Raw genomic sequence first — 20,999 nt, 5'->3', positions numbered from 1 at the left:
GGCGTATTCGCCCCATCACGACGGCGTCGACGTACCCTCAGCGCTTGAAACCGAACTCGCGCATCACGCCCTCGTGCTCGAAGCCGAGCCCTCACTCCTTCGCTCTCGGTGAGACGCACGTCACTTTTGACTTCAAGTACTTGAAGTTCCTAACGTCGTAGACGTGAGCACCCAGACCACCCGGCGCACCTACACGATCAAGGAAGCAGCCACGCTGACCGGACTCCCGGCGAGCACCCTTCGCTACTACGAGTCGATCGGCGTGATCACCCCGATCGCCCGTGGGGAGAGCAGCAAGCACCGGGTGTACGACGAGGACGACCTCGATCAGCTGACCTGGGTCGCGTGTCTGGCTGCTACCGGCATGTCCGTGAGCGACATGAAGAAGTACGTCGCCAACGGGCAATTGGGGCCCGCAGCGGCTCGCGAGCAGATCGCGTTGCTGTCGGCGCAGGAGCAGCGGCTGGCGCTCGAGGCCGAGCAGATCGCCGTGCGCCAGCGATACGTCCGCCTCAAGGTCGGTTACTGGCAGGCGATCGATGCCGGTGACACCGAACGAGCAGATCTCGTGGCTCGCGAGGCCGGCGCCCTGGCCGACGAGCTGAAGCAGACAAGGAAGCAGTAACCGACGGCGCACCGTGGCGGACCCACTCGGTCCGCAGGTCGACCGCGCCCTGACGAAGGAGAACACCCGCATGCGCGTGAACGCATACGCCGCCCCCGCTGCCGGCCAGCCGCTGGCACCGACCACGATCGAACGACGTGCGATCGGACCCAACGACGTGCTCATCGAGATCCAGTACGCCGGCATCTGCCACTCCGACATCCATACCGTCCGAGGAGACTGGGGGCCGCAGCCGTTCCCCGTCGTACCCGGTCACGAGATCGTCGGCACCGTCGCCGAGGTCGGTGCCGAGGTCACCAAGCACCAGGTCGGCGACCGCGTCGGTGTCGGCTGCATGGTGAACTCGTGCGGCCAGTGCACCAATTGCCGCAACGGCGACGAGCAGTACTGCCGCGACGGAATGGTCGCGACGTACGCCGGTACGGATCGCGACGGCAGCACGACCCAGGGCGGCTACTCGACCCACGTCGTCGTCGACGCCGGTTACGTGCTCTCGGTCCCTGACGGCCTCGACGCCGCTGCCGCAGCGCCGCTGCTGTGCGCGGGCATCACGACGTACGCCCCGCTTCGGCGCTGGGGAGCCGGTCCCGGCAAGAAGGTCGCGGTCGTCGGCCTCGGTGGCCTGGGGCACATGGCCGTCAAGATCGCCCACGCACTGGGCGCGGAGGTCACCGTGCTGTCGCAGTCGCTGAAGAAGCAGGAGGACGGGCTGCGGCTCGGCGCGGACCACTACTACGCCACCTCCGACGCCGGCACCTTCGACGAGCTCGCCGACCGGTTCGACCTGATCGTCAACACGGTCAGCGCCGGCATCGACCTCAATGCCTACCTCGGCCTGCTCGCCGTCGACGGCACCCTGGTCAACGTCGGCGCCCCGGCCGAGCCGCTGAGCGTGCACGTGATGTCGCTCATCGGCGGACGCCGCTCGTTCGCCGGCTCGATGATCGGCGGCATCGCGCTGACCCAGGAGATGCTCGACTTCTGCGCCGAGCACGACATCGGGGCCGAAATCGAGGTCATCTCCGCCGACCAGGTCAACGAGGCGTACGAGCGGGTGCTCGCGTCCGACGTCCGGTACCGGTTCGTCATCGACACCGCGACGCTCGCCTGAGCCGAGCGCGACCACCGCGCGGCCGCGGCGAAACTCGCACGCCAAGGTGAGCGACCGGATGGCAGGGTGCGGCCATGCCGATCACGCCGCACAATCCCGCCGAGCTCTTCCCTCCCTACCGCAGCTACGCGCACGCGGTCGAAGTCCCTGCGGGCGCGCGGACGCTGTACATCAGCGGTCTGAACGGGTACGGGGCCGACGGGGTGACGATGCCGTCCGACTTCACCGGACAGGCCGAGCTCGTCTGGCGGCACCTCGGGGCCGTCCTCGGCTCGGCGGGAATGAGCTATGCAGACCTCGTCTCGCTGCGCTTCTTCCTGGCGTCAGCCGCGGACGATCCCGCGAACGTGGAGATCCTGAGCGGCCACCTGGGAGACCACGTCTGCGCGCGCACCGTCGTCGTGCAGCAGCTCCTGGAACCGGAGTGGCTGGTCGAGATCGAGGCCGTTGCCGCGAAGGTCGACTGACCGCTCGAAAGCTGCGCCCGCCCGCGGGTGCGCTCAGGGGCGACTCGTGATCGGGTCCAGCACGCAATCGATGACTTCGCCCAGGTGGTCGCAGTCCTGGGTCGACTGGCCCGGTGGGCTGCTCGGTGGGCTGCTCGGCGGGTTGCTCGGCGGGTTGGGCGGGTTGCTCGGGGGGTTGCCCGGCGGCGGCGAGTTCGACGGCTCATCGGACGGGTCCGGGATGTTGGGGTCCGTAGGGCCAGTCGTGCCGGGGGCGTCGCCCGCCGGTTCGGTGGCGGCGTCCGCGCTCGGGTCAGCGGCCGCGTCCTCGGACCGAGCCGACTCGCGGTTGCGCCGAGGCTTCGCATTCTCGCGATCACGCGCACGTTGGTTGTCGCTCACCGTGGAGCTGTTGGGCAGCGCGGAGCTGTCGGGCGACGCGGGACCGCTGTCTTCGGCGGCGGGCGATGGCGAGTCGCCGAGCCCGGCGAGTCCCAGGGTCCATGCGCCCACCAGGACAACGAGGACGGCGACGACACTGCCGCGTACCAGCCAGGTCCTTCTCATGAGCGCACTCCAATGATCCCGAGCTTCCGGCCACTGATCGTAGGGCTTCCGGCTGCGTGCGGGTAGCGCGTCCTACCTGGGAGACGCCGGGAGCGGATTTGATGTTGCGATTTCAAGCATCGTTGTGACTTGCGCGCGTCTGCGCTAGACCTAGACCTGACGAGGCGCTCGGAGGTATCCGCTTACGCAGCCGGATGCTCCCGAGCGCTTCGTCGATCGGGTGGCTGCGTCGTACGCCGCGTGGTCGCCGAGGTGGGTCCTTCCGCGAGCAAATTTCGCACGCTGGCTATGGCGTCCTCGCGCATGGCGGAGTATGCAGGGTGGTACCGGCGGTGCCGGCCGGGCACTGCCCCGTCCGAGAGAGGAGCGGGCCGTGTACGCACGTTCCACGACGTTCCACGGAAGGCCCGAGAACATCGACGCAGGCATCGCCTATGTCAAGAACGAAGCAGGGCCCGCGCTCGACAAGGTCGACGGCTGTCGCGGTCTGTCGCTGCTGGTCGACCGCGAGTCCGGACAGTGCATCGCCACCAGCTCGTGGGAGAGCGAGGCGGCCATGGGCGCCAGCGATGAGCAGACCCGCCCGCTCCGTGATCGCGGCCGGGACATCCTCGGCGCCTCCATGCAGGTCGACGAGTGGGAGATCGTCGTCATGCACCGCAGCCACCACGGCGAGTGCTGCCGGGTCAGCTGGCTCGAGGGCGACCTCGACACCATGACGGAGACGTTCCGGGTCGGGATCCTTCCCGAGCTCGAGAAGACCCCTGGATTCTGCAGTGCCAGCCTGCTGGTGAACCGGGCGACCGGACTTGGCTGCGCCACCACGGCGTGGGAGTCCCGGTCTGCGATGGAAGCCAGCCGAGAGGCGGCGAACGACATGCGGAACCGGGCAGCCAGTGAGTCGGGCGGCCAGATCATCGACGTCCACGAGTTCGACCTGGCCTACGCACACCTGCACGTCCCCGAGATGGCCTGACGCCCCATCGCTCGAGACCGGGCCCGTCCTCGGCGGGCTCGGTCCGGGCGAGCCTTGCCTTATCCGAGGATCCCGCTGTAGGCGTTGAGCGCCGGCTGCCCGCCGAGGTGCGCGTAGAGGACGTTCGAGTCCGCTCCGACCTCGCCTGAGGTGACCAGATCGACGAGCCCGGCCATCGACTTCCCCTCGTAGACGGGGTCGATGATCATGCCCTCGAGTCGGCCGGACAGGCGGATCGCGTCGACCGTCGACTCGACGGGGATCCCGTAGAGATCACCGGCCCAGCCCTCGAGCACCGTGATCTCGTCGTCGCGCAGGTCCCGGCCGAGACCGATGAGACGGGCCGTGTGACGGGCGATGCGGCCCACCTGGTCGCGCGTCTTGTCGATCGTCGCCGACGCATCGATGCCGAGCACGCGTCGCGGACGGCCGCCGGCGTCCTCGAGCGCGGCGAAGCCGGCGATCATCCCGGCATGGGTCGAGCCGGTGACCGTGCAGACGACGATGGTGTCGAAGAAGACGTCGAGCGCCTGCTCCTGCTCCGCGACCTCGTAGGCCCAGTTGGCGAAGCCGAGCCCCCCGAGGTGGTGCTCGGAAGCGCCGGCCGGGATCCCGTAGGGCCTGCCGCCCGCATTCTCGACGTCGGCGATCGCCTCGTCCCAGGACGAGCGGATCCCGATGTCGAAGCCGGAGGGATCGAGCCGTACGTCGGCGCCCATGATCCGCGACAGCAGGATGTTGCCGACCTTGTCGTTGACCGGGTCGTCCCAGTCGACCCACTTCTCCTGGACGAGGCGGCACTTGAGGCCGAGCTTCGCGGCGACCGCAGCGACCTGACGGGTGTGGTTGGACTGGATGCCGCCGATCGACACAAGCGTGTCGGCACCCTGGGCGAGCACGTCGGGGACGATGTACTCGAGCTTGCGTGTCTTGTTGCCGCCGAACGCCAGGCCGCTGTTGCAGTCCTCCCGCTTCGCCCAGATCCGGGCTCCTCCGAGATGCTGGGTGAGGCGCTCGAGCGGGTGCACCGGGCTCGGCCCGAACGTGAGCGGGTAGCGCTCGAAATCGTGGATCGACATCTCGTCTCCTTCTCGACCGTCGCGCGAGACCGTCATCGTACGGAGGCAGCTTTCGAGCGCCTTCGCGACCGCTCACACCGAGCCCTTCTCAGGATCGTCCGAGCCGTCGTCGACGACCGCGCCGATATCTGACCCGGTGCCGTGCTGAGGCGTGGTCCTGACAATGCCTGTCGGGGGCGGCTGACCCGCCGGTACTGTCGGTGCGACGAGCTGGGGAGGCGCCGATGGCAAAGCCGATCATCCTCGCGGTCGACGATGATCCCGCGGTGGTCGCGGCTGTCGTGCGGGACCTGCGGGTCCGTTACGGCGAGGACTACCGGGTGGTGCGCGCAACTACAGGCCCCGAGGCACTAGAGCTCCTGGCGGACCTGGTGCTCAAGGACCGCCAGGTCGCCGCGGTCGTCAGCGACCAGCGGATGCCAGGCATGACCGGGATCGAGGTCCTGCAGGAGGTGCGGCAGCAGTCGCCCGACACCAAGCTGGTGCTGCTGACCGCGTACGCCGATACGGACGTGGCGATCCGCGCGATCAACGACATCGACCTCGACTACTACCTCATGAAGCCGTGGGACCCGCCCGAGGAGCGGCTCTACCCGGTGCTCGACGATCTTCTCCGCGACTGGACGTACAGCCACCCCGACCGCGCCTCTGAGGTCCGGGTCGTCGGTCACCGCTGGTCGGAGCAGACGGATCGGGTGAAGACGTTCCTCGTCCACAACCACGTGCCCTACCGGTGGCTCGAGGTCGGCCAGAGCGACGAGGCCAGCCTGCTGCTCGACCTCGCCGGCGCCGGTCCGGACGATCTTCCGGTCGTGGCGCTTCCCGATGGCGCCGTGCTCCAAGCACCGACCCAGGTCGAGCTGGCCGACGCCCTCGGGCTGCGCACGCGGGCCGAGCGGCCGCTCTACGACCTGTGCATCGTGGGCGCGGGTCCGGCGGGTCTCGCCGCCGCTGTGTACGCCGCCTCCGAGGGCCTGCAGACCGTCGTCGTCGAGCGTGACGCCCCCGGCGGACAGGCCGGCCAGAGCGCGTCGATCGAGAACTATCTCGGCTTCCCAAAGGGCCTCTCCGGCGCCGACCTGACCCACCGCGCGGTGGCGCAGGCGTCACGATTCGGTGCTGAGATGGTGCTGGCCCGCGACGTGGTCGGGTTCGAGACACGCGGCCCGGTGCGCGCCGTACTCCTCGACGGCGCAACTGACATCGAGGCCCGCGCGGTGCTCGTGGCCACGGGCGTCTCCTACCGGCGACTCGAGGCCCCCGGTCTCGACGAGGTCGTCGGGCGCGGCGTCCACTACGGCGCGACCGCCAGCGAGGCGAGCCAGACCAGCGGCGACGACGTGTACGTCGTGGGCGCCGCGAACTCCGCCGGCCAGGCGGCGCTCAACTTTGCCCGCCACGCCAAGCGCGTGGTCCTCGTCGTTCGGGGAGACAACCTCGAGGCGTCGATGTCCCAGTACCTCGTCAGCCGGGTCCTGGCGGCACCCAACATCGACGTCCGGCTTCGGACGGAGGTCGTCGGTGCGCGTGGCGTCGGCCGGCTCGAGGCCATCACCCTGTGCGAGCGCGGAGGCGACGCGGAGGTCCTCGAGGCACGCTGGCTCTTCGTCTTCATCGGTGCGGCGCCGCGGACGGACTGGCTCGGCGACGCCGTCCTGCGGGACGACCGCGGCTTCGTGCTCACCGGACCCCACCTACCGCCGGGACCGACCATGGGATGGCCGCTCCAGCGCGGCCCGTACGCGCTGGAGACGAGCGTGCCCGGGGTGTTCGCCGCCGGCGACGTACGCCTCGACAGCATGAAGCGGGTCGCCTCCGCGGTGGGCGAGGGTGCCATGTCCGTCTACCTCGTCCACCGTTACCTGGCGACCACCTGATGCTGTACGACGAGCTCCGGGCCCTCGCGCTCCTCGACGGGTTCACCGACGAGCAGGTCTCCGACCTCGTCGCCGCGGGCGAGGAGGTCTTCCTCGACGTGGGCGAGCGCATCTTCGACGAGGGACGTCCGGCGGACGACTGGTGGCTGTTGCTCGACGGCCGAATCGACCTCGTGAGGCGCATCGGCCACGACGAGACGGTGATGGCCACGATGCAGGTCCCGGGCCAGTGGGCCGGGGGTTTCCGCGCCTGGGACGAGCACGGTGTCTACATGGGCAGTGGCCGGGTCACGGAGCCGAGCCGTGTCTTCCGCCTCCCGGCCGATCGGCTCGCCGCGCACGGCGAGGCGTGGTTCCCGTTCGCGGTCCACCTCCTCCGCGGTCTGATCGGGACCGCGCGCCGGATCGAGCACAACGCCCGCCAGCGCGAGGCACTCGTCGCGCTGGGCACGCTGGCAGCCGGGCTCGCGCACGAGATCAACAACCCGGCCTCCGCGGCGGTCCGGTCGGTCGGCGCCCTCGCGGAGAGCAGCGACAACCTCCTCGATTCGCTGCTACGGCTCGCGTCCCAAGGCATCACCGCAAGCCAGTTCGTCGCCCTCGACGAGCTGCGGCGGGAGATCGGCAGCGAGCCCGCGCCGACCGGCGTCGAGCTGGCTGAGCGCGAGGACGAGCTGTCGACATGGATGGCCGACCACGATGTCGACCGCGACTGGGTGATCGCTCCGGCGCTCGCCGGGGCGGGCGTCGACCTCGCCTGGTGCGAGCGCGCCGCCGTCCTGCTCGAGGACGCTGCCCTGCAGGCGGGCCTGGAGTGGGTGGCGAGTGCGCTGACCACGGCGACGCTGATCGACCAGACCCGAGATGCGACCCGCCGCATCTCCGACCTCGTCTCGGCCGTGAAGTCCTACTCGCAGCTGGACCGCGCACCCATCCAGCAGGTCCAGATCAAGGACGGCTTGGAGAGCACCCTGGTGATGCTGGGTCACAAGCTGCGTTCTGGCGGCGTTTCCGTGCATCGCGAGTACGCGGACGACGTACCCGTGGTCGAGGCGTCGCCCGGCGAGCTCAACCAGGTGTGGACCAACCTCATCGACAACGCGGTCGACGCCATGGCGGGAGAGGGGACGCTCACGGTCAGGACGTTCGCCGCCGAGCGTGCCGTCGTCGTCGAGATCGGGGACACAGGACCGGGCATGACCGAGGAGGTCGCCGCCCACGCCTTCGAGCCGTTCTTCACGACCAAGGAGGTGGGCAAGGGCACCGGGCTCGGGCTCGACCTGTCCCGCCGGATCGTCGTGGAGCGGCACGGCGGGGAGATCGACGTCGACTCGCGGCCCGGGAGCACCGTCGTCCGGGTCCGGCTGCCGCTGCGGTCGTCGAGCTGAGGTGGCCACCCTGTCACGCTCCCAGGGCGACCAACGAGGTCGAGCTGCCCACTGCAGCGAGCGGGGACGCGACTGCGTCCCCGCCCCTCAGTTCGGTCAGGTCACTCCGCGGTGACCGGGTCGATGACCGTCGACACCCTGCTGATGACATTGGCCGGGAAGCCGCCGTTCTCGGCGTGCTCGAGGACAGCCGCCTCGTCCTCCGCGACGTAGACGCAGTAGATCTTGTCGGTGGTCACGTAGCTGTGGAGCCACTGGGCGCGGGGGGCCATCCCGGCGAGGACGGCGTTGGACTTGCCGGAGATGGCGTGCAGCTCGTCGGCGGACAGCTGGCCGGCACCGGGCAGTTCTCGTTCGATCACGTACTTGGGCATTTCGAGCTCCTTCATCGGTGGGTGGAGCACCAAAGTAGGAACGCGGCAGGGTGCCGGGCATCGGGCGCAATCCCCATCTGTCCGCGTGGTCAGCCGTGGGTATTTGTGCCCATGAGCCCGTTGTCGTAGGCGAAGGCAGTCACCCCGGAACGGGAGGTGGCTCCGACCTTGCCGAAGATGTTCGAGACGTGACGGGCGACGGTCTTCTCGCTCAGGACGAGCTTCTCGGCGATGGCGCGGTTGCTGTCGCCCGCGGCGACCAGCCGGACCACCTCGACCTCGCGAGCGGTCAGTCCCTTCGGCAGTCCCTCGCGCGTCGCGACGACGCCGAGCCGCGCGAAGCACGCCTCCGCGGCCGACTTCTCCCGTGTCGCCGCGTCGGCGTCCCCGAGCGCCAGGTAGGCGGCTGCGATCAGCAGGCGCGTGCGCGCGGCGTCGTACGGCGCATCGAGCTCCTGCCAGGTGTTGAACGCCATGCGGAGCAGGGCCATCGCTTCGACCGCCCGCCCCTGGGCGAGGAGCACCGCCCCGCGACAACGGTTGCCCTCCGCGCCCAGCCCGGCGCTCTCGAAGGCGACGGCCGTGTCGGCGACCTCCTGCGCCGAGGCCTCCGCGAGCGCGAGGTCCCCGGCCGCGAGCGCGATCTCCGACTGCGCTGCGTGCAGTGGCGCCCGCCCGAGGCGGCTGCCGCCCTCCGGGGCGAGGGCGGCGGCGATGGACGCCGTCGCCGCCTCGACCCGACCCTGTGCGAGCCGGAGCAACGCGAGGCCGGGTTGCGGATCTCGCCCGAACTCGTTGGCCTGGGTGTACGCCGTCTCGGCGCCGGCGAGGTCTCCCCGCAGCCGGCGTACCTCCCCGATCTCGTAGTGGGCGTCCGCCACCGCCCAGACGTCCACGCCGACCATGTCGCGGCAGGCGCCCAACGCCTCCTCCTCAGCCTGCTTCCAGTCGCCGCGGGTCTGCAGGACCTGCGCCCGGTGGACCCGGCAGATGCCCGGGTAGAGCGACGTCAGCGGCAACGGCTCGCACCAGCGCCGGGTCGCCTCGGTCCACTCGAACGCGCGCCGCAGGTCGCGCAGCTCGTGACACGCGTCCATCAGGCCGCAATAGATCGCGCCGGCCCACATCGGTGCGAGCTCGTCGGACAGGGCGGACAGCATCGCCTCGTCCAGCAGGGCCAGGCCGTCCCGGACGCGGCCCTGCTTGATGCTCGAGCGACCCTCGTAGTAGACGCCGAGGCAGACCAGCGTGGGGTCGGCGAACCGTCGACCGAGGTCCTGCATCCGGCGCGAGGACTCCAGCGCCGCGTCGGGATCACTGCCCATCAGGGCGGCGATCCGCAAGTAGAGCGCGTAGCCGTGCTCGGCCCCCTCGGGCATGGTGTCGAGCAGGCGCGCGCAACGGCCCAGCCAGCCGTCGCCCTGGGCAGCCTCCCCGACCAACCGGCACGAGATCGCGAGCAGCAGCGCGGAGCGCGCCGCGCCGGACTTGCTGCCGCTCTCGAGGTGCTGACGGTAGGCGTCGGCATAGATCCGGATCGACTCGTCCATGCGGCCCAGCCACCACGCGGACTCCGCGAGCCGCTGGGTGTCGTCCGCGGTGCGGTCGGAGAGACCGGCGTACAGGTCGTAGGCAGCCTGCCAGTCCCGACGCCCCACCGCCGCGATCGCCTGCTCTCGTCGCATCACACCGACCCCTTGTGCCGCAGCGATTATCCCACCGGAGACGCACCCTCGGCGGAGATCAGAGCGGCCGGCATACCCGAGGCCGGGTGGCGTAGACGCCGGAGGGATGGAGGCGGCTCATCCCCGGGGACGATCTTTCTGCGTTACCGCAGACCGCGGGCCCTTCCCTCCGTAGCGTTGAAGTCGACCCGTCGCTCTCCGGAGGTCGCCATGTCCGTCTCTGCACGCTCCGCCGCTCTCGTCATCGCCGGCCTCCTGCTCACCGCCTGTGGCGGTGACGACGGCTCCGAGGGTTCGGACGACTCGGGTGGAAGCGCCGGTCAGGTCACCGAGGACGCCGGTCCCACAGCGGTGGCGGAGCCCACGACGGTGTGGGTCGGGTCGTCGGAGGCAAGTGCGTTGCTCAAGGTCGACCCTGCGACCCGGGCCGTGGAGAAGATCCCGGTCGACGAAGGCCCCTGGAAGGTGGCCTTCGCCGAGAGCTCGCTGTGGGTGCAGACGCCTGAGGTCCAGCGTCGCGACCCGACCACCGGCCAGCCCAGCGACATCCTGTTCGAGGAGGTGTACGTCCACGACTTCCTCGTCGACGGCGACGGCATCTGGATGTCCCTCCGGGACGAGCCGAAGCTGGTGCGCTACGACCTCGCCAGCGGTCAGCCGGAGGACGAGGTGCAGCTCCCGTCGGCAGACTTCAACCTCGAGTACCTGGCGTTGCAAGGCGACTCCATGCTCGCCGCCAACTCGTACGACGGCACAGCAGTGAGGATCGACCTCACGACCGGGGAGGTGGTCGGGCGCTACAACCCGGACGAGGTGATCTGGGACGTCCAGCTCATCGACGACTCGTTGTGGGTCGCCCACTACGGCGGGCTGGTCGAGCTGGATGCGGCGACGCTCGCACCGCGGCGGACGATCCAGGGCGTGGAGGCCGCCTACGCGTTGAGCGCCGACGAGACCGGTCAGCTCTGGGTCGGTCTCGACGACATGGTCGGGACGATCGACGACAGCGGGCAGTTCCAGCCGGTCGCGGCCTCGGTCCGCGACGGCACCGGCGCGGGGAACGTCGACGACATCGAGGTCTCGGAGCAGTCGGTGTGGATCACCCACGAGGACGTGGGCCTCGTCCGGCTGGACCGGGCGACCGGCCAGCTCGACGAGCCGGTCGCGCTGCCGGGCGTAGGTGCCTTCGCGCCCACGTTCGACATCGCGCTCCAGTGACGACAGTCGTCGCTTCGGTCGATCGCCGGACGGGGGAGCGCCGTTCCCGCTACCGTGGTTCCCGACCCGGGGGAGGGGTCCCGGTGCCGCGAGGCACGTCGACAACAGGGAGGGAACACCTGAGATGCGCATGCCCCGAGGGATCAGGAGGTCGGTCGCGGCACTCGCGATCGGCGTCGCCGCTCTGACCGCGACGACGGCGACCGACGCGCACGCGGCGGACGCCGACACCGAGCGGACGGCCGTCGCGGTCGAGCAGGACTCCAGCAGCACGGAGCGGACCAAGGAGGAACGGGTCTCCGCGGACCGCACCAAGGAAGAGCGTCTGGGCGCGGCTCGCACCAAGGAGGAGTGAGTCCAACGGCCTGAGGACGTCCCGGTGCCAGGTGATCAGTCACCCGCCACCGGGACGTTCGCATTTCCGACGGGAAGTCAGGACACGGACGTCAGTGCGCTCGTCGTACGGTCACCACGCAACGTCGTGAGCAGGTCGTCGATCGGCATCGGGCGATGGAGGAGGAAACCCTGTGCATACAACTGGTGGCCGTGGTCGCGGAGCACCGTCAGCTGTGCCTCCCGCTCGATCCCCTCGACGACTACTTCCAAGCCGAGCGAACGACCCATGTGCGCGACCGACCGGAGCAGCGCGCTCGCACGCTCATCCGAGTCGATGGCGTGCGACAGCGATCCGTCGGCCTTGATGATCTGCACCGGGATGTCCCGCAGGTAGCTGATCGAGGAGAACCCGACCCCGAAGTCGTCGATGGCGAACCGGACGCCCATGGCCGCGATCGCGTGCATCGCGTCGAGCACGAGCGGGTCGAGGTCGATCCCCTGCCGTTCGGTGATCTCGAGCACCAGCGCGGTGCCGTTCATGGCGGTCAAAGATCTCGCGACGAGCTCCACGAAGCCGGGTTCGCGCAGCTGGCGCGCAGAGATGTTGACGGTCATGACGAACGGCCCGTCGATCTGGTCGTGGAGCACGGCGGCATCGGCGGCGACCGCGGTGAGCACGGACTCTCCCAGGTCGACGATCAGGCCGCTCTCCTCGGCGATCCCGATGAACAGCTCGGGCGAGACCGGGACCCCGTCACGGCGCCACCGTGCCAGTGCCTCGGCGCCGGCGATCCGTCCGGAGTCGACGTCGACGATGGGCTGGTAGGCGATCTCGATCTCGGCCCGGGCCACCGCGCGGCGCAGGTCGTCGACCATCTCGAGCCGCTCGACGCGAGCCCGCCCGATGGCGTGCTCGTACACCACCACCCGGGCCTTGCCGCGAGCCTTCGCCTCGTACATGGCCAGGTCCGCCTTGCGCAACAAACCCTCGGCGTCGTCGCCCGGTCCCCCGAAGGCGATGCCGCCGCTCGCGCTCAGCGGCAGCAGGTGACCGGCGACGAGCACTCCCCGCCGCGTGGCGGCGAGCACCCGCGCCCACATCTCCTCGACCTCGGCGACCTCGGCACCCTCGATCAGGACCGCGAACTCGTCACCTCCCAGTCGGGCGACGGTGTCGCACTCACGGACGCAGGACCGCAACCGGTCGGCGAGCTCGACCAGAACGGCGTCACCTGCTGCGTGGCCGAACCGGTCGTTGACCGGCTTGAAGCCGTCCAGGTCGATGAACAGCAACGTCACCTGGGTGCCGTTCTTCCGGGCGTTCGCCTGGGCCTCCAGCAACCGATCCAGCAGGATGCCTCGGTTAGGGAGGTCGGTGAGCGGGTCATGGCGAGCGACGTGCACCATCTCCTCGGTGAGCGCAAGCCGTGCGAAGGCGTCCGACGCGACCGCACCCAGCGCCCTCAGCGCCTGCTCGTCCGCGGCGATCGTCGAGCGGGCGCGGCCCAGAGCCTTCGCCACCAGCCAACGCGGCTCTTCTTCGTCGTTGACACGTGCGCCGATCTCACCGCCGTCGGGCGGTGTCGACCGGACCGCGACCCGGCGGAGGTGCAGCAGGTCCCGAGCGTCTTCGACCAACGCGCCCACGACGCGCTCCCGGTCTGTGTGCGTCTGCGCCCGGACGGCGGCGTCGAACAGCACCGTCAGGCGACGCGCGTTCTCCCGGGCGCGGGTCACCGCGCGGGTGGCGACGAGCAGCGTGACCAGTGGTACGGCGAGCAGGATCAGCATCCAACCCGGCGTCGCCCTGTGGACCACCACGCCCAGGTAGCCGAGGGTGTCGAACGGGACGAAACAGGCGACCGCCAGCCAGGTCCCCCGCTGCAGCAGGTGTCGTCGGATGGCGGTGCCCGAGCTGATCCCGACCGACACCGCCGACATGACGTAGTCGGTGGCGAAGTAGGCGACCGCGGCGATCATCACCGCGGCCAGCTCGCGCCCAGTGCCGATCGAGTCGCCTCGACCCGCCGTCACCACGGCGGCAGCGATGCTGCCTGCGATGATCCCCACCCCGATGTTGAACGCCTTCGACGACCACAGCTTGCCCGTGGTGAGCTGGGTGACCATCACGCCGAGCGACCAGATGAAGACCGCGTCGTGTGCGGGGAGCGTGCACAGCAGGAACATCAGGACGCAGGAGTCGAAGCCGACCTCGATGCCGCCGTCATTGTTGTCGACGACCAGCGGGAACCGGGAGACGATCAAGATCACAGGGATGCCGACCAGCGCCGGCGCGATGTGCGTCAACCCGTCCTGAGCCACCGCCACGACCGCGACGACGAAGATCGCCAGACCGACGGCACAGACGGCCCCGTCGAACACGGCGCCGCGACGCGTGCCGGCCACCGCAGTGGCGCTGGGTGTGCTGGTCATCGCCAGGCTTCTCCGAGAAGTTCGGTCATCAGTGGACCCCCAGTCTTCGGCCCCGACGACCATTTTGGGCCGAGATCGCCGGATCCGTGTCCGATCGCCGCTGCCCACCAGCCCGTTCTGACTAGACGGACGGGGGTCCCGCTCGACTCAGCCGGCTCCACGCATCTTCGCCAGCCGGGTCCGCAGCGCGGGCACCCGGTGCGCGTTGGCGCGCAGGTCGACGTAGGTGTCGCCATAGGTCCAGAGCAGTGCGTCGTCGAGGCGGCGTACGGCGCCGGGCGGGTAGCGGTAGTCCATCCGGGCCTTGAGCTCGTCGGCGTCGACAGCGCGCACCAGGTCACCGAGCTCCCCCAGGGACGAGATGCCGAGCTCGAGGACCAGGCCCGAGATCCAGGCGTAGTGCTCGGTGCGTGACCACCCGGAGTCGGCGTACTGCCCGGCGAGGAACGCCGCGAGCTCGCGCGGGCTGATCCGAGGGTCGTCGTCCTCGGCGTCGGCGGCAGCCTCCGCCATCCCGTCGCGCAGCCGGTCCCGGATCGTGGAGAACTCACGGTCCGCGAGCTCGAGCAGCCCGGCAGCGAGCGTGAACCGGCGGTCGAAGTCGGGCACATGCTCGTCGGGGATGGTGCCCTTGTAGCGGATGTCGTGCTCGAACTCCGCCCACGCGTGCTGCAGCACGGTGCGGATCTGGATCTGCGCCTGTCGTCCGCGCAGCAGCTGGTAGCCGTCCTGGCCCTCCCGCACGGGGTCGAGGCCGACGAGCAGGTGGCGGCTGGCGTAGCCGAACCGGCCCTCACCGGCGGTCTCCTGGCCGAGGTCGCGGTCGTCGTAGACCACGACCTGGTCCTCGAGCAGGTCGGCGACGGCCTGGACGTCGCTGTGCACGTAGGTGATGACGCGTACGCCGATCTGGTCGGTGATCTCCCGCAGCGGGTCGGTGAACACCGGCCGGCCGTCGGCGACGCGAGCGGCCTTGGCGGCGAACGACGAGACGGACTTCGCGCGGCCGGTGACCGTCAGGTAGTTGATGCCGGCGTCGTCGAGGATGGACGTCACCATGGCGACGTACTGGTCCGCCGCCAGCCGCAGGTCGGCGTGGTGCTCGGCGTACTCCCGCACCGCGGCGCCGGGGTCGAGGGGTGGCGCCGATGGGCTCGCACCCAACGGGGTCGCCGCGAGGTCGGGGGGCAGGGTCGGCGTGACGATGTAGCCGCCCTCGAAGTCGCCGTACGTCGTGGTGTCCGCGGGACGGCGCTCCCGGAACAGGGCGGTGTAGGCGCAGATGACAGCGTCGACCTGGTCCTCGACGACCCGGAGCTGGCTCTTGCGCTTCGCCGTCGCGACGGTGTCGCGGAGCGCCTGCCAGACCGACGGGCGGCTCTGCTCGCCGGGGGGGCCGTCGACCAGGAGCGGCGGGTCAGCGGCGGCGAGGCCCTCGATCATGCCCACCAGCACGATCAGCTCGGCGCGGAGGTGCTCGAGGTCGCGGCCGGGCTTGTTCTTGTACTTCAGCGTGCGCCCGAGGCGGAACAGCGCGACCGTCGCCGGGTGCGGGTACACCTCGATCGCCCGCCGGGGTCTTCCCGACCGCGGGTTCATGTCGAGACCCAGCCGAGCCGCGATCCGGGCGCCGCGCGGCTGGTCGCGGAACTCCGGCTTGCCGGTGTTGGACGGGTGCGCGCCGGCGTCGAACCGGGCGAAGTCCTTGTTCAGCGCGGCCTCGGCCGGTCGGTTCCCCTTCGCGTTCACGACGATCAGGGGCGCATCGATCGCGACCAGGCAGTCCGACTCGAGGTAGGGCGCCAGCGCCTCGACGATCTCGTCGTCGGTGGTCGCGGCCGTCACCTGCACCAGGTGACCCTCGTCGTCGAGGACCGCGAGGCCCGTGGGCTTGCGGTCGCCCCACGCGAGGTCGACTCCGACGAAGTGCATGACCGCAGCCTGCCACCCCACGGCGTGGCATGCTTCCGGAGCATGGCAGGTTGGTGGCGGCGGCGCCCCGCCCTCGTGCTGGTGCTCGTCGCGGTGCTCGGCTCGACGCTCTCTGCCGCGCCGACCACCTCGGCGGGAGCCGGGACCGCTCCCGCGCGGGCGGTCGCCGGCGACCGGCCGGCGGTGATCGGCAAGCGGGTGATCGGTCACTCCGTCCGGGGCCGACCCCTGGTCGCGTGGCACCTCGGCGAGGTCGGCAAGCCGAAGGTGCTGCTGGTGTCGACGATGCACGGCGACGAGCCGCACACCCGGCAGATCCTCACCGCCCTGCGCGACGGGCGGCCGATCCACGGCATCAACCTGTGGGTGCTGCCGACGTACAACCCCGACGGCCTGGCCCGCGGCACCCGCAAGAACGCCCGCGGCGTCGACCTCAACCGCAACTTCCCGAACAACTGGGCCGACCTCGACGGCGACTACGAGTCCGGGCCGCGGCCCGGGTCGGAGCCGGAGACCAGAGCCGTGATGCGCTTCCTCAGAAACATCCGACCGAGGTGGATCATCAGCTTCCACCAGCCGCTGTACGGCGTCGACACGGTCACCAAGAACAAGAGGTTCTCCCGGAAAGTGGCCCGCGCCCTCAACCTGCCCCGCAAGTCGTTCACCTGCGGCGGGGTCTGCCACGGCACGATGACCGGCTGGTACAACAACCGGTTCCGTGGAGCCGCGCTGACCGCGGAGTACGGCGCCCACCCGAGCCGTCGCCGGATGCAGGTCACCGCGCCGCGGCAGGTCCTCTCGATCTGGGGTGCCTCCCGCCAACGCTGAGGAGCAGCGTCCGGCCCCTTCCGGAGGTGGGGCGTGCAGCCGCGCCGTGCAGTCTCTACGGTGGGGACGCATGACCCACGAGCGATTCCTCGAGCCCGCTCAGCGAGTCCTCGACGGCGACGACTCGATCGAAGCGGCGAACGAGCTGGCGGCTGTGCTGCGCGACGACTTTCCCGGCGACGAGCGGACCGAGGATCTCCTCGAGGTGCTGGCCCGAGTCGCGGCCGGTGAGGACGCGGAGGCGGCAGAGGTCCGGACCGTCATCCGGGAGACGATCGCGCGCCTCGTGTGAGAGACCTGGTCCGTCGCATAGTGCTCGGCACCGCCGCCATCCCACCTTTCGCAATCCAGCATCCCCCCGGCTTCGAACGGCTACCGTTCAGCTAGTCACCGGTCGTCAGAAGGGGGTCCTGTGGCTCAGTTTTCTCAGGACACCAGTGTCGACGGTTCGACGGTGGTGCGCGCGGTCGGAGAGGTCGACCTGTCAACCGCCCAGGACCTCGCGGCGGCGGTCCGACCGTGCCTCGCGGACGGTGAGTCCGTGGTGCTCGATCTGTCGGGCGTGGAGTTCATCGACTCGAGCGGCCTGGGGACACTCGTCCAGCTGCTGAAGGAGGCCGCCCGCAACGGTGCCTCGCTGACGCTCGGGGGAGTGACGGCGAGCACCTACCGGCTGCTCGAGGTCACCGGCCTCGCCGCGGTCTTCGACGTCCGCCTCGCCAACAAGGGCTCAGATGGCGTCGCGAGCACCTGAGCGGCAAGAGACCGCCTCCGAGCCGACGCCTCCCGCGATCCAGCCGAGCGACAGTCCCGTCGAGGTCCGCGACGACGTCAGCGCCGGACCCGCTGCCGGGCGCGGTGCGAGCCGACCGGCGCGGGCGGTCGTCATCACTGTCCTGGTCGGTCTGGTCCTCACCGGCGTCTCCGCGTGGGCGGCCTATCGCGCCGACATGTCGACGGAGGACCGCCTGCTCGAGACCCAGACGCGGCAGGCGGCGACGGTGCTCTCCACCGCGATCCTCGTCATCGAGCAGCCGTTGACCACGGCGTTGCAGGTGCAGGCGACAGCCGGCCCCGACGGCGACCCCTCGGTCTTCCGCCGCGCGTTCGCAGCGAACGTCGGTGACGACGCCCTGTTCGTCTCGGCCTCGCTGTGGCGTCGCGACGGGCGCACGCTGACGCGTCTGGCAGCACTCGGGAGGCCGCCAGGAATGGATCCTCGCGGGCCGGAGGTCCAGGACTTCCTCAGCCGTGCTTTGAAAGCCGAGACGTCGGTGGTGGAGCGCGTGTCGGCGGGTCGGCAGGATCGGATCGCCTACGCGCTCGCCGACCCGGGCACCGGTTTCGTCGTGAAGGTCGAGAGAGCGCTCCCGACCGATCGTCGGGCTCCGGTCGACCGCGACTCGGCGTACGCCAACATCGACTACGCCATCTACTTCGGTGAAGGAACCCGGCTCGTCGACATGACGACGACCAACGTCGACCCCGCGGACCTTCCCCTCGACGGCCGCACCGCGGCGGAGGAGATCCCCTTCGGCGACACGGTGCTGACTTTGGTGACGCGGCCCGACGAGCATCTCGGCAGCTCGCTGAGCCACCGCCTCTGGCTGATCCTGCTTGCGGGCGGCCTCTTGCTGACCATCGCCACGGCCTTCGTCGTTCGCCAGCGGGTCGGCATCCGTAGCCGGGTCGAGACCGACTCGGCGACGATCAACGCGCTCTACCAGAAGATCAACGGCCTCTACGAGGAGCAGCGGGCGGTGTTCGTGCGTCTGCAGCGAGCGCTCCTGCCGCAGGTCATGCCGCCGATCCCGCAGATCGAGATCGCCTCCAAGTACGTCGCCGGCACGGAAGGCATCGAGATCGGGGGCGACTGGTACAGCGTCATCGACATCGGGGAGGACCACTTCGGCTTCGTCGTCGGCGACGTCTCCGGTCGCGGAGTCGACGCCGTGGCCGAGATGGCGCGGGCGCGGTTCACGCTCCGCGCCTACCTCGTCGACGGCAACACCCCGGACGAGGCGCTCGAGAAGTGCTCGCGCCAGTTCGACGTCACGGTGGACGACCACATCACCACCGCGGTCGTCGGCCTGGGAGCCTGGCGCACGGGCGAGGTCGTCGTCGCCAGCGCCGGCCATCCGCTCCCGCTGCTCATCTCGACGGACCGCAGCGAGCAGGTGGCGATTCCGGTCGGTCCTCCGCTCGGAGTGGGCGCGTCGTCGTACCGGTCGACGACGTTCACGATGCCGCCCGGATCGACGTTGGTCGCCTACACGGACGGCTTGGTCGAGCGACGCGGCGAGGACATCGACACCGGCATCCGGCGGTTGGTCGACGCGGCGCGGCGGCACGGCCACGAGCCGGTCGACGACCTGCTGACCTCTCTTCTCACCGCCCTCCGCGGCGCGGGCGCGGCGGACGACATCGCCATGCTCGCCCTACGGCGCCTGCCGCCGAGGTGAGGAGGGCCGCAGCACACCGGACGCTACTGCTCCTCCTCGTCCTGCTCCTCGAGGGGGGCCTCCGGCTCGGGCGCGATCTGGGTCTGCGGGTCGTCCCGCGGGTCCTCGGCGGGATCGGTCAACGGGCGTGGGGAGGGCTTGCCGCTGGTCATGAGGCCGCGGTACCCGGCACGCCCGACGTGATGCGTTGCACCGGATGGTTCGGGTGCCGGAGGGAAACTTAGGGACGTGAGCACCCAACTCGCCGACTGGCCGTCCGTGACCGACACGTTCCTGGAGGTGGACGGTCGTCAGGTCCGGATCCTCTCGGCGCCCGGCCGCGGGGCGTCCGATGCCCGTCCTCAGCTGCTCGTGCACGGTCTCGGCGGTTCGTCGGTCACCTGGGTGGAGGTCATGGAAGGCCTGTCCGAGCACGGTCCGGTGGTCGCCGTGGACCTGCCGGGTTTCGGTCGGACACCCATCGCCGACGACGACCCGCTCACCATGCACGGGTACGTCGCCTTCGTGCTCGACGTCGCGGACGCCCTGGGGTGGGAGAGATTCACCCTGCACGGCAACTCGATGGGCGGTCTGGTCGGGACCCTCCTCGCGGCCGATGACCCCGACCGTGTCGACCGCCTCGTCCTGGTGTCACCGGCGTTGCCCCCGCGCTCGCCGCTCGGATTCCTCAGGCCCAGCCGCGCGACGATCGACGGCATGCTGCCGGTCGCTGTGTCGTCCCTCACCGCGCTGGCCCTCGGAGCCGTCGGGCTAGCAGGACCCGGGCTCGACGCGCGTCGTAACCGGGCCCTGCTCAAGCTGATCTTCCCGGACCCGGACGGGGTCGACCGTGCGGTGCTCGCCCTCATGGCAGCCGACTTCGCGGAGGACATCGAGGGCGTCGACCGTCGCCGCGCCCTCCTGGCGGCGACCTGTTCGGTCTCGTCGCTGTGGGCCGACCCGCGCCAGACGTGGCGCGCCATCCGGGGGATCCAGTCGCCGACGCTGCTGCTCGGTGGCACCAAGGACGCGCTCGTCCCGGCGAAGGTGCTGCGGTCGGTCCTCGCCGCCCGTCCCGACTGGGAGGGCCATGTCATCGACGACCGGCGTCATGCCCTGATGCTCGAGGACCCCGAGACCTACCTCAGGCTCTTCGACGGTTGGGGTGCCGGCGCGGCGGCAGCCTGACTGCCGAGACTCACCGCGCGGAGGCTGGGTACCTCCGGTTCATGAGTGAACCAAGCGCGAAGGACGACGCCCAGGTGTCAGAGGTGGGCAGCATGGACGGTGACGACGCCGACACCCCGATCGCCGACGGCGACGCCGCTGCGGGTTACCCCGACAGTGAGAGCGGAGAAGCGCAGGAGCCCGAGCCCGAGGCGGGACCGAACGCAAACCCGCACCGGGACGAGGACACCCGCTAGGACCGTGTCCGGTTGTCTCCGCGGGAGATGATGGCCACGTGCAGACCCAGGAGGAACGGGATCGGAAGACGGTCGACATCGGAGTCGCGCTCGGCCTGTTCGTGCTGATCGTGGGCACCGGCGCCCTCCTGCTCGGGTTTGCCCACGCCTCCCTGGGCTTGAGCGAGGACGTTGCCGGCGTCATCGGGTTCACACTCTGCGCGCTTGCCGGGATCGCGGTGATCGGCTATCTAGTTCGTGTGCGAGCGCGCTGAGCGGG

The 20,999-nt window shown here is 70.3% G+C and carries 22 protein-coding genes; 15 read left to right on the top strand and 7 right to left on the bottom strand.

Annotation, left to right across the window (positions count from 1 at the left end; genetic code table 11):
• Nucleotides 1-163: 163 nt before the first annotated feature.
• The 3 genes from SHK19_RS18540 (at nucleotide 164) to SHK19_RS18530 (ending at nucleotide 2,203) form a co-directional block, all read left to right on the top strand.
• Nucleotides 164-625 (top strand): MerR family transcriptional regulator, encoded by a 462-nt coding sequence (locus SHK19_RS18540; protein ID WP_322454924.1) that lies wholly within the window; start codon nucleotides 164-166, stop codon nucleotides 623-625.
• 70 nt (nucleotides 626-695) lie between these two features.
• Nucleotides 696-1,736: an NAD(P)-dependent alcohol dehydrogenase gene (locus SHK19_RS18535; protein WP_322937111.1), complete on the top strand. Its 1,041-nt coding sequence runs from the start codon at nucleotides 696-698 to the stop codon at nucleotides 1,734-1,736.
• 74 nt (nucleotides 1,737-1,810) lie between these two features.
• A complete protein-coding gene (locus tag SHK19_RS18530; RefSeq protein ID WP_322454926.1) occupies nucleotides 1,811-2,203 on the top strand; it encodes a RidA family protein in 393 nt (130 codons plus the stop codon).
• Nucleotides 2,204-2,236: 33 nt separating this feature from the next.
• Here the strand turns inward: SHK19_RS18530 and SHK19_RS18525 are convergent, their stop codons facing one another.
• Nucleotides 2,237-2,749, bottom strand: coding sequence for a hypothetical protein (locus SHK19_RS18525; protein WP_322937110.1), 513 nt, complete (start codon nucleotides 2,747-2,749; stop codon nucleotides 2,237-2,239).
• 373 nt (nucleotides 2,750-3,122) lie between these two features.
• Here SHK19_RS18525 and SHK19_RS18520 point away from each other — a divergent pair, with 373 nt between their 5' ends.
• A complete protein-coding gene (locus tag SHK19_RS18520; RefSeq protein WP_322454928.1) occupies nucleotides 3,123-3,725 on the top strand; it encodes an antibiotic biosynthesis monooxygenase in 603 nt (200 codons plus the stop codon).
• A 59-nt stretch (nucleotides 3,726-3,784) separates the two neighbouring features.
• Here the strand turns inward: SHK19_RS18520 and SHK19_RS18515 are convergent, their stop codons facing one another.
• Complete coding sequence (locus SHK19_RS18515) at nucleotides 3,785-4,804, bottom strand: 1-aminocyclopropane-1-carboxylate deaminase (protein WP_322454929.1); 1,020 nt, start codon at nucleotides 4,802-4,804, stop codon at nucleotides 3,785-3,787.
• Nucleotides 4,805-5,028: 224 nt separating this feature from the next.
• On the opposite strand from SHK19_RS18515, the gene SHK19_RS18510 reads away from it, so the two are divergent.
• Complete coding sequence (locus SHK19_RS18510) at nucleotides 5,029-6,681, top strand: FAD-dependent oxidoreductase (protein WP_322937109.1); 1,653 nt, start codon at nucleotides 5,029-5,031, stop codon at nucleotides 6,679-6,681.
• Nucleotides 6,681-8,069, top strand: a complete 1,389-nt coding sequence (locus tag SHK19_RS18505) for a sensor histidine kinase (protein WP_322937108.1) — start codon at nucleotides 6,681-6,683, stop codon at nucleotides 8,067-8,069. Before SHK19_RS18510 ends, SHK19_RS18505 begins: the two co-directional genes overlap by 1 nt.
• Before the next feature lie 101 nt (nucleotides 8,070-8,170).
• On the opposite strand, the gene SHK19_RS18500 is transcribed toward SHK19_RS18505, so the two are convergent.
• Both SHK19_RS18500 and SHK19_RS18495 read right to left on the bottom strand, forming a co-directional pair.
• Nucleotides 8,171-8,443, bottom strand: a complete 273-nt coding sequence (locus tag SHK19_RS18500; protein WP_322454932.1) for a DUF4242 domain-containing protein — start codon at nucleotides 8,441-8,443, stop codon at nucleotides 8,171-8,173.
• Nucleotides 8,444-8,532: 89 nt separating this feature from the next.
• Entirely contained in the window at nucleotides 8,533-10,128 is a 1,596-nt protein-coding gene (locus SHK19_RS18495) for a LuxR C-terminal-related transcriptional regulator (protein ID WP_322937107.1), read from the bottom strand.
• A gap of 210 nt (nucleotides 10,129-10,338) precedes the next feature.
• On the opposite strand from SHK19_RS18495, the gene SHK19_RS18490 reads away from it, so the two are divergent.
• Together SHK19_RS18490 and SHK19_RS18485 are read left to right on the top strand one after the other, a co-directional pair.
• Entirely contained in the window at nucleotides 10,339-11,346 is a 1,008-nt protein-coding gene (locus SHK19_RS18490; RefSeq protein WP_322937106.1) for an NHL repeat-containing protein, read from the top strand.
• A 124-nt stretch (nucleotides 11,347-11,470) separates the two neighbouring features.
• Nucleotides 11,471-11,701: a hypothetical protein gene (locus SHK19_RS18485; RefSeq protein ID WP_322454935.1), complete on the top strand. Its 231-nt coding sequence runs from the start codon at nucleotides 11,471-11,473 to the stop codon at nucleotides 11,699-11,701.
• Nucleotides 11,702-11,778: 77 nt separating this feature from the next.
• On the opposite strand, the gene SHK19_RS18480 is transcribed toward SHK19_RS18485, so the two are convergent.
• Both SHK19_RS18480 and SHK19_RS18475 read right to left on the bottom strand, forming a co-directional pair.
• Nucleotides 11,779-14,115 (bottom strand): putative bifunctional diguanylate cyclase/phosphodiesterase, encoded by a 2,337-nt coding sequence (locus SHK19_RS18480; protein WP_322937105.1) that lies wholly within the window; start codon nucleotides 14,113-14,115, stop codon nucleotides 11,779-11,781.
• Between the two features lie 147 nt (nucleotides 14,116-14,262).
• A complete protein-coding gene (locus SHK19_RS18475; RefSeq protein WP_322454937.1) occupies nucleotides 14,263-16,047 on the bottom strand; it encodes a DUF429 domain-containing protein in 1,785 nt (594 codons plus the stop codon).
• Between the two features lie 42 nt (nucleotides 16,048-16,089).
• Here SHK19_RS18475 and SHK19_RS18470 point away from each other — a divergent pair, with 42 nt between their 5' ends.
• From SHK19_RS18470 to SHK19_RS18455, 4 genes are all read left to right on the top strand, one after another.
• Nucleotides 16,090-16,875, top strand: a complete 786-nt coding sequence (locus SHK19_RS18470) for a M14 family zinc carboxypeptidase (protein ID WP_322454938.1) — start codon at nucleotides 16,090-16,092, stop codon at nucleotides 16,873-16,875.
• A 70-nt stretch (nucleotides 16,876-16,945) separates the two neighbouring features.
• Entirely contained in the window at nucleotides 16,946-17,167 is a 222-nt protein-coding gene (locus tag SHK19_RS18465) for a hypothetical protein (RefSeq protein ID WP_322454939.1), read from the top strand.
• Nucleotides 17,168-17,287: 120 nt separating this feature from the next.
• Complete coding sequence (locus tag SHK19_RS18460) at nucleotides 17,288-17,629, top strand: STAS domain-containing protein (protein ID WP_322454940.1); 342 nt, start codon at nucleotides 17,288-17,290, stop codon at nucleotides 17,627-17,629.
• Nucleotides 17,610-19,337, top strand: coding sequence for a PP2C family protein-serine/threonine phosphatase (locus SHK19_RS18455; protein ID WP_322454941.1), 1,728 nt, complete (start codon nucleotides 17,610-17,612; stop codon nucleotides 19,335-19,337). Before SHK19_RS18460 ends, SHK19_RS18455 begins: the two co-directional genes overlap by 20 nt.
• A gap of 23 nt (nucleotides 19,338-19,360) precedes the next feature.
• Here the strand turns inward: SHK19_RS18455 and SHK19_RS18450 are convergent, their stop codons facing one another.
• Nucleotides 19,361-19,489, bottom strand: coding sequence for a hypothetical protein (locus tag SHK19_RS18450; protein WP_322454942.1), 129 nt, complete (start codon nucleotides 19,487-19,489; stop codon nucleotides 19,361-19,363).
• 76 nt (nucleotides 19,490-19,565) lie between these two features.
• Here SHK19_RS18450 and SHK19_RS18445 point away from each other — a divergent pair, with 76 nt between their 5' ends.
• The 3 genes from SHK19_RS18445 to SHK19_RS18435 are packed head-to-tail and all read left to right on the top strand — an operon-like array spanning nucleotide 19,566 to nucleotide 20,994.
• Entirely contained in the window at nucleotides 19,566-20,504 is a 939-nt protein-coding gene (locus SHK19_RS18445; protein WP_322937104.1) for an alpha/beta fold hydrolase, read from the top strand.
• A gap of 41 nt (nucleotides 20,505-20,545) precedes the next feature.
• Complete coding sequence (locus SHK19_RS18440) at nucleotides 20,546-20,740, top strand: hypothetical protein (protein ID WP_322454944.1); 195 nt, start codon at nucleotides 20,546-20,548, stop codon at nucleotides 20,738-20,740.
• A 38-nt stretch (nucleotides 20,741-20,778) separates the two neighbouring features.
• Nucleotides 20,779-20,994: a hypothetical protein gene (locus tag SHK19_RS18435; RefSeq protein ID WP_322937103.1), complete on the top strand. Its 216-nt coding sequence runs from the start codon at nucleotides 20,779-20,781 to the stop codon at nucleotides 20,992-20,994.
• Nucleotides 20,995-20,999 lie beyond the last annotated feature (5 nt).

The sequence above is a fragment of the Nocardioides bizhenqiangii genome (genome assembly GCF_034661235.1).
In the GTDB taxonomy this organism is placed as follows: domain Bacteria; phylum Actinomycetota; class Actinomycetes; order Propionibacteriales; family Nocardioidaceae; genus Nocardioides; species Nocardioides bizhenqiangii.
The sequence above is the reverse complement of the archived record's forward strand: the minus strand, read 5'-3'. Positions and strand labels throughout refer to the sequence as shown.

What these genes read in the sequence shown, in the direction of transcription:
- SHK19_RS18450 (WP_322454942.1), bottom strand. Translation starts at nt 19,489, where the DNA reads ATGACCAGCGGCAAGCCCTCCCCACGCCCGTTGACCGATCCCGCCGAG.
- SHK19_RS18515 (WP_322454929.1), bottom strand. Translation starts at nt 4,804, where the DNA reads ATGTCGATCCACGATTTCGAGCGCTACCCGCTCACGTTCGGGCCGAGC.
- SHK19_RS18535 (WP_322937111.1), top strand. Translation starts at nt 696, where the DNA reads ATGCGCGTGAACGCATACGCCGCCCCCGCTGCCGGCCAGCCGCTGGCA.
- SHK19_RS18505 (WP_322937108.1), top strand. Translation starts at nt 6,681, where the DNA reads ATGCTGTACGACGAGCTCCGGGCCCTCGCGCTCCTCGACGGGTTCACC.
- SHK19_RS18525 (WP_322937110.1), bottom strand. Translation starts at nt 2,749, where the DNA reads ATGAGAAGGACCTGGCTGGTACGCGGCAGTGTCGTCGCCGTCCTCGTT.
- SHK19_RS18490 (WP_322937106.1), top strand. Translation starts at nt 10,339, where the DNA reads ATGTCCGTCTCTGCACGCTCCGCCGCTCTCGTCATCGCCGGCCTCCTG.
- SHK19_RS18500 (WP_322454932.1), bottom strand. Translation starts at nt 8,443, where the DNA reads ATGCCCAAGTACGTGATCGAACGAGAACTGCCCGGTGCCGGCCAGCTG.
- SHK19_RS18470 (WP_322454938.1), top strand. Translation starts at nt 16,090, where the DNA reads ATGGCAGGTTGGTGGCGGCGGCGCCCCGCCCTCGTGCTGGTGCTCGTC.
- SHK19_RS18455 (WP_322454941.1), top strand. Translation starts at nt 17,610, where the DNA reads ATGGCGTCGCGAGCACCTGAGCGGCAAGAGACCGCCTCCGAGCCGACG.
- SHK19_RS18485 (WP_322454935.1), top strand. Translation starts at nt 11,471, where the DNA reads ATGCGCATGCCCCGAGGGATCAGGAGGTCGGTCGCGGCACTCGCGATC.
- SHK19_RS18510 (WP_322937109.1), top strand. Translation starts at nt 5,029, where the DNA reads ATGGCAAAGCCGATCATCCTCGCGGTCGACGATGATCCCGCGGTGGTC.
- SHK19_RS18530 (WP_322454926.1), top strand. Translation starts at nt 1,811, where the DNA reads ATGCCGATCACGCCGCACAATCCCGCCGAGCTCTTCCCTCCCTACCGC.
- SHK19_RS18495 (WP_322937107.1), bottom strand. Translation starts at nt 10,128, where the DNA reads ATGCGACGAGAGCAGGCGATCGCGGCGGTGGGGCGTCGGGACTGGCAG.
- SHK19_RS18475 (WP_322454937.1), bottom strand. Translation starts at nt 16,047, where the DNA reads ATGCACTTCGTCGGAGTCGACCTCGCGTGGGGCGACCGCAAGCCCACG.
- SHK19_RS18480 (WP_322937105.1), bottom strand. Translation starts at nt 14,115, where the DNA reads ATGACCAGCACACCCAGCGCCACTGCGGTGGCCGGCACGCGTCGCGGC.
- SHK19_RS18440 (WP_322454944.1), top strand. Translation starts at nt 20,546, where the DNA reads ATGAGTGAACCAAGCGCGAAGGACGACGCCCAGGTGTCAGAGGTGGGC.
- SHK19_RS18465 (WP_322454939.1), top strand. Translation starts at nt 16,946, where the DNA reads ATGACCCACGAGCGATTCCTCGAGCCCGCTCAGCGAGTCCTCGACGGC.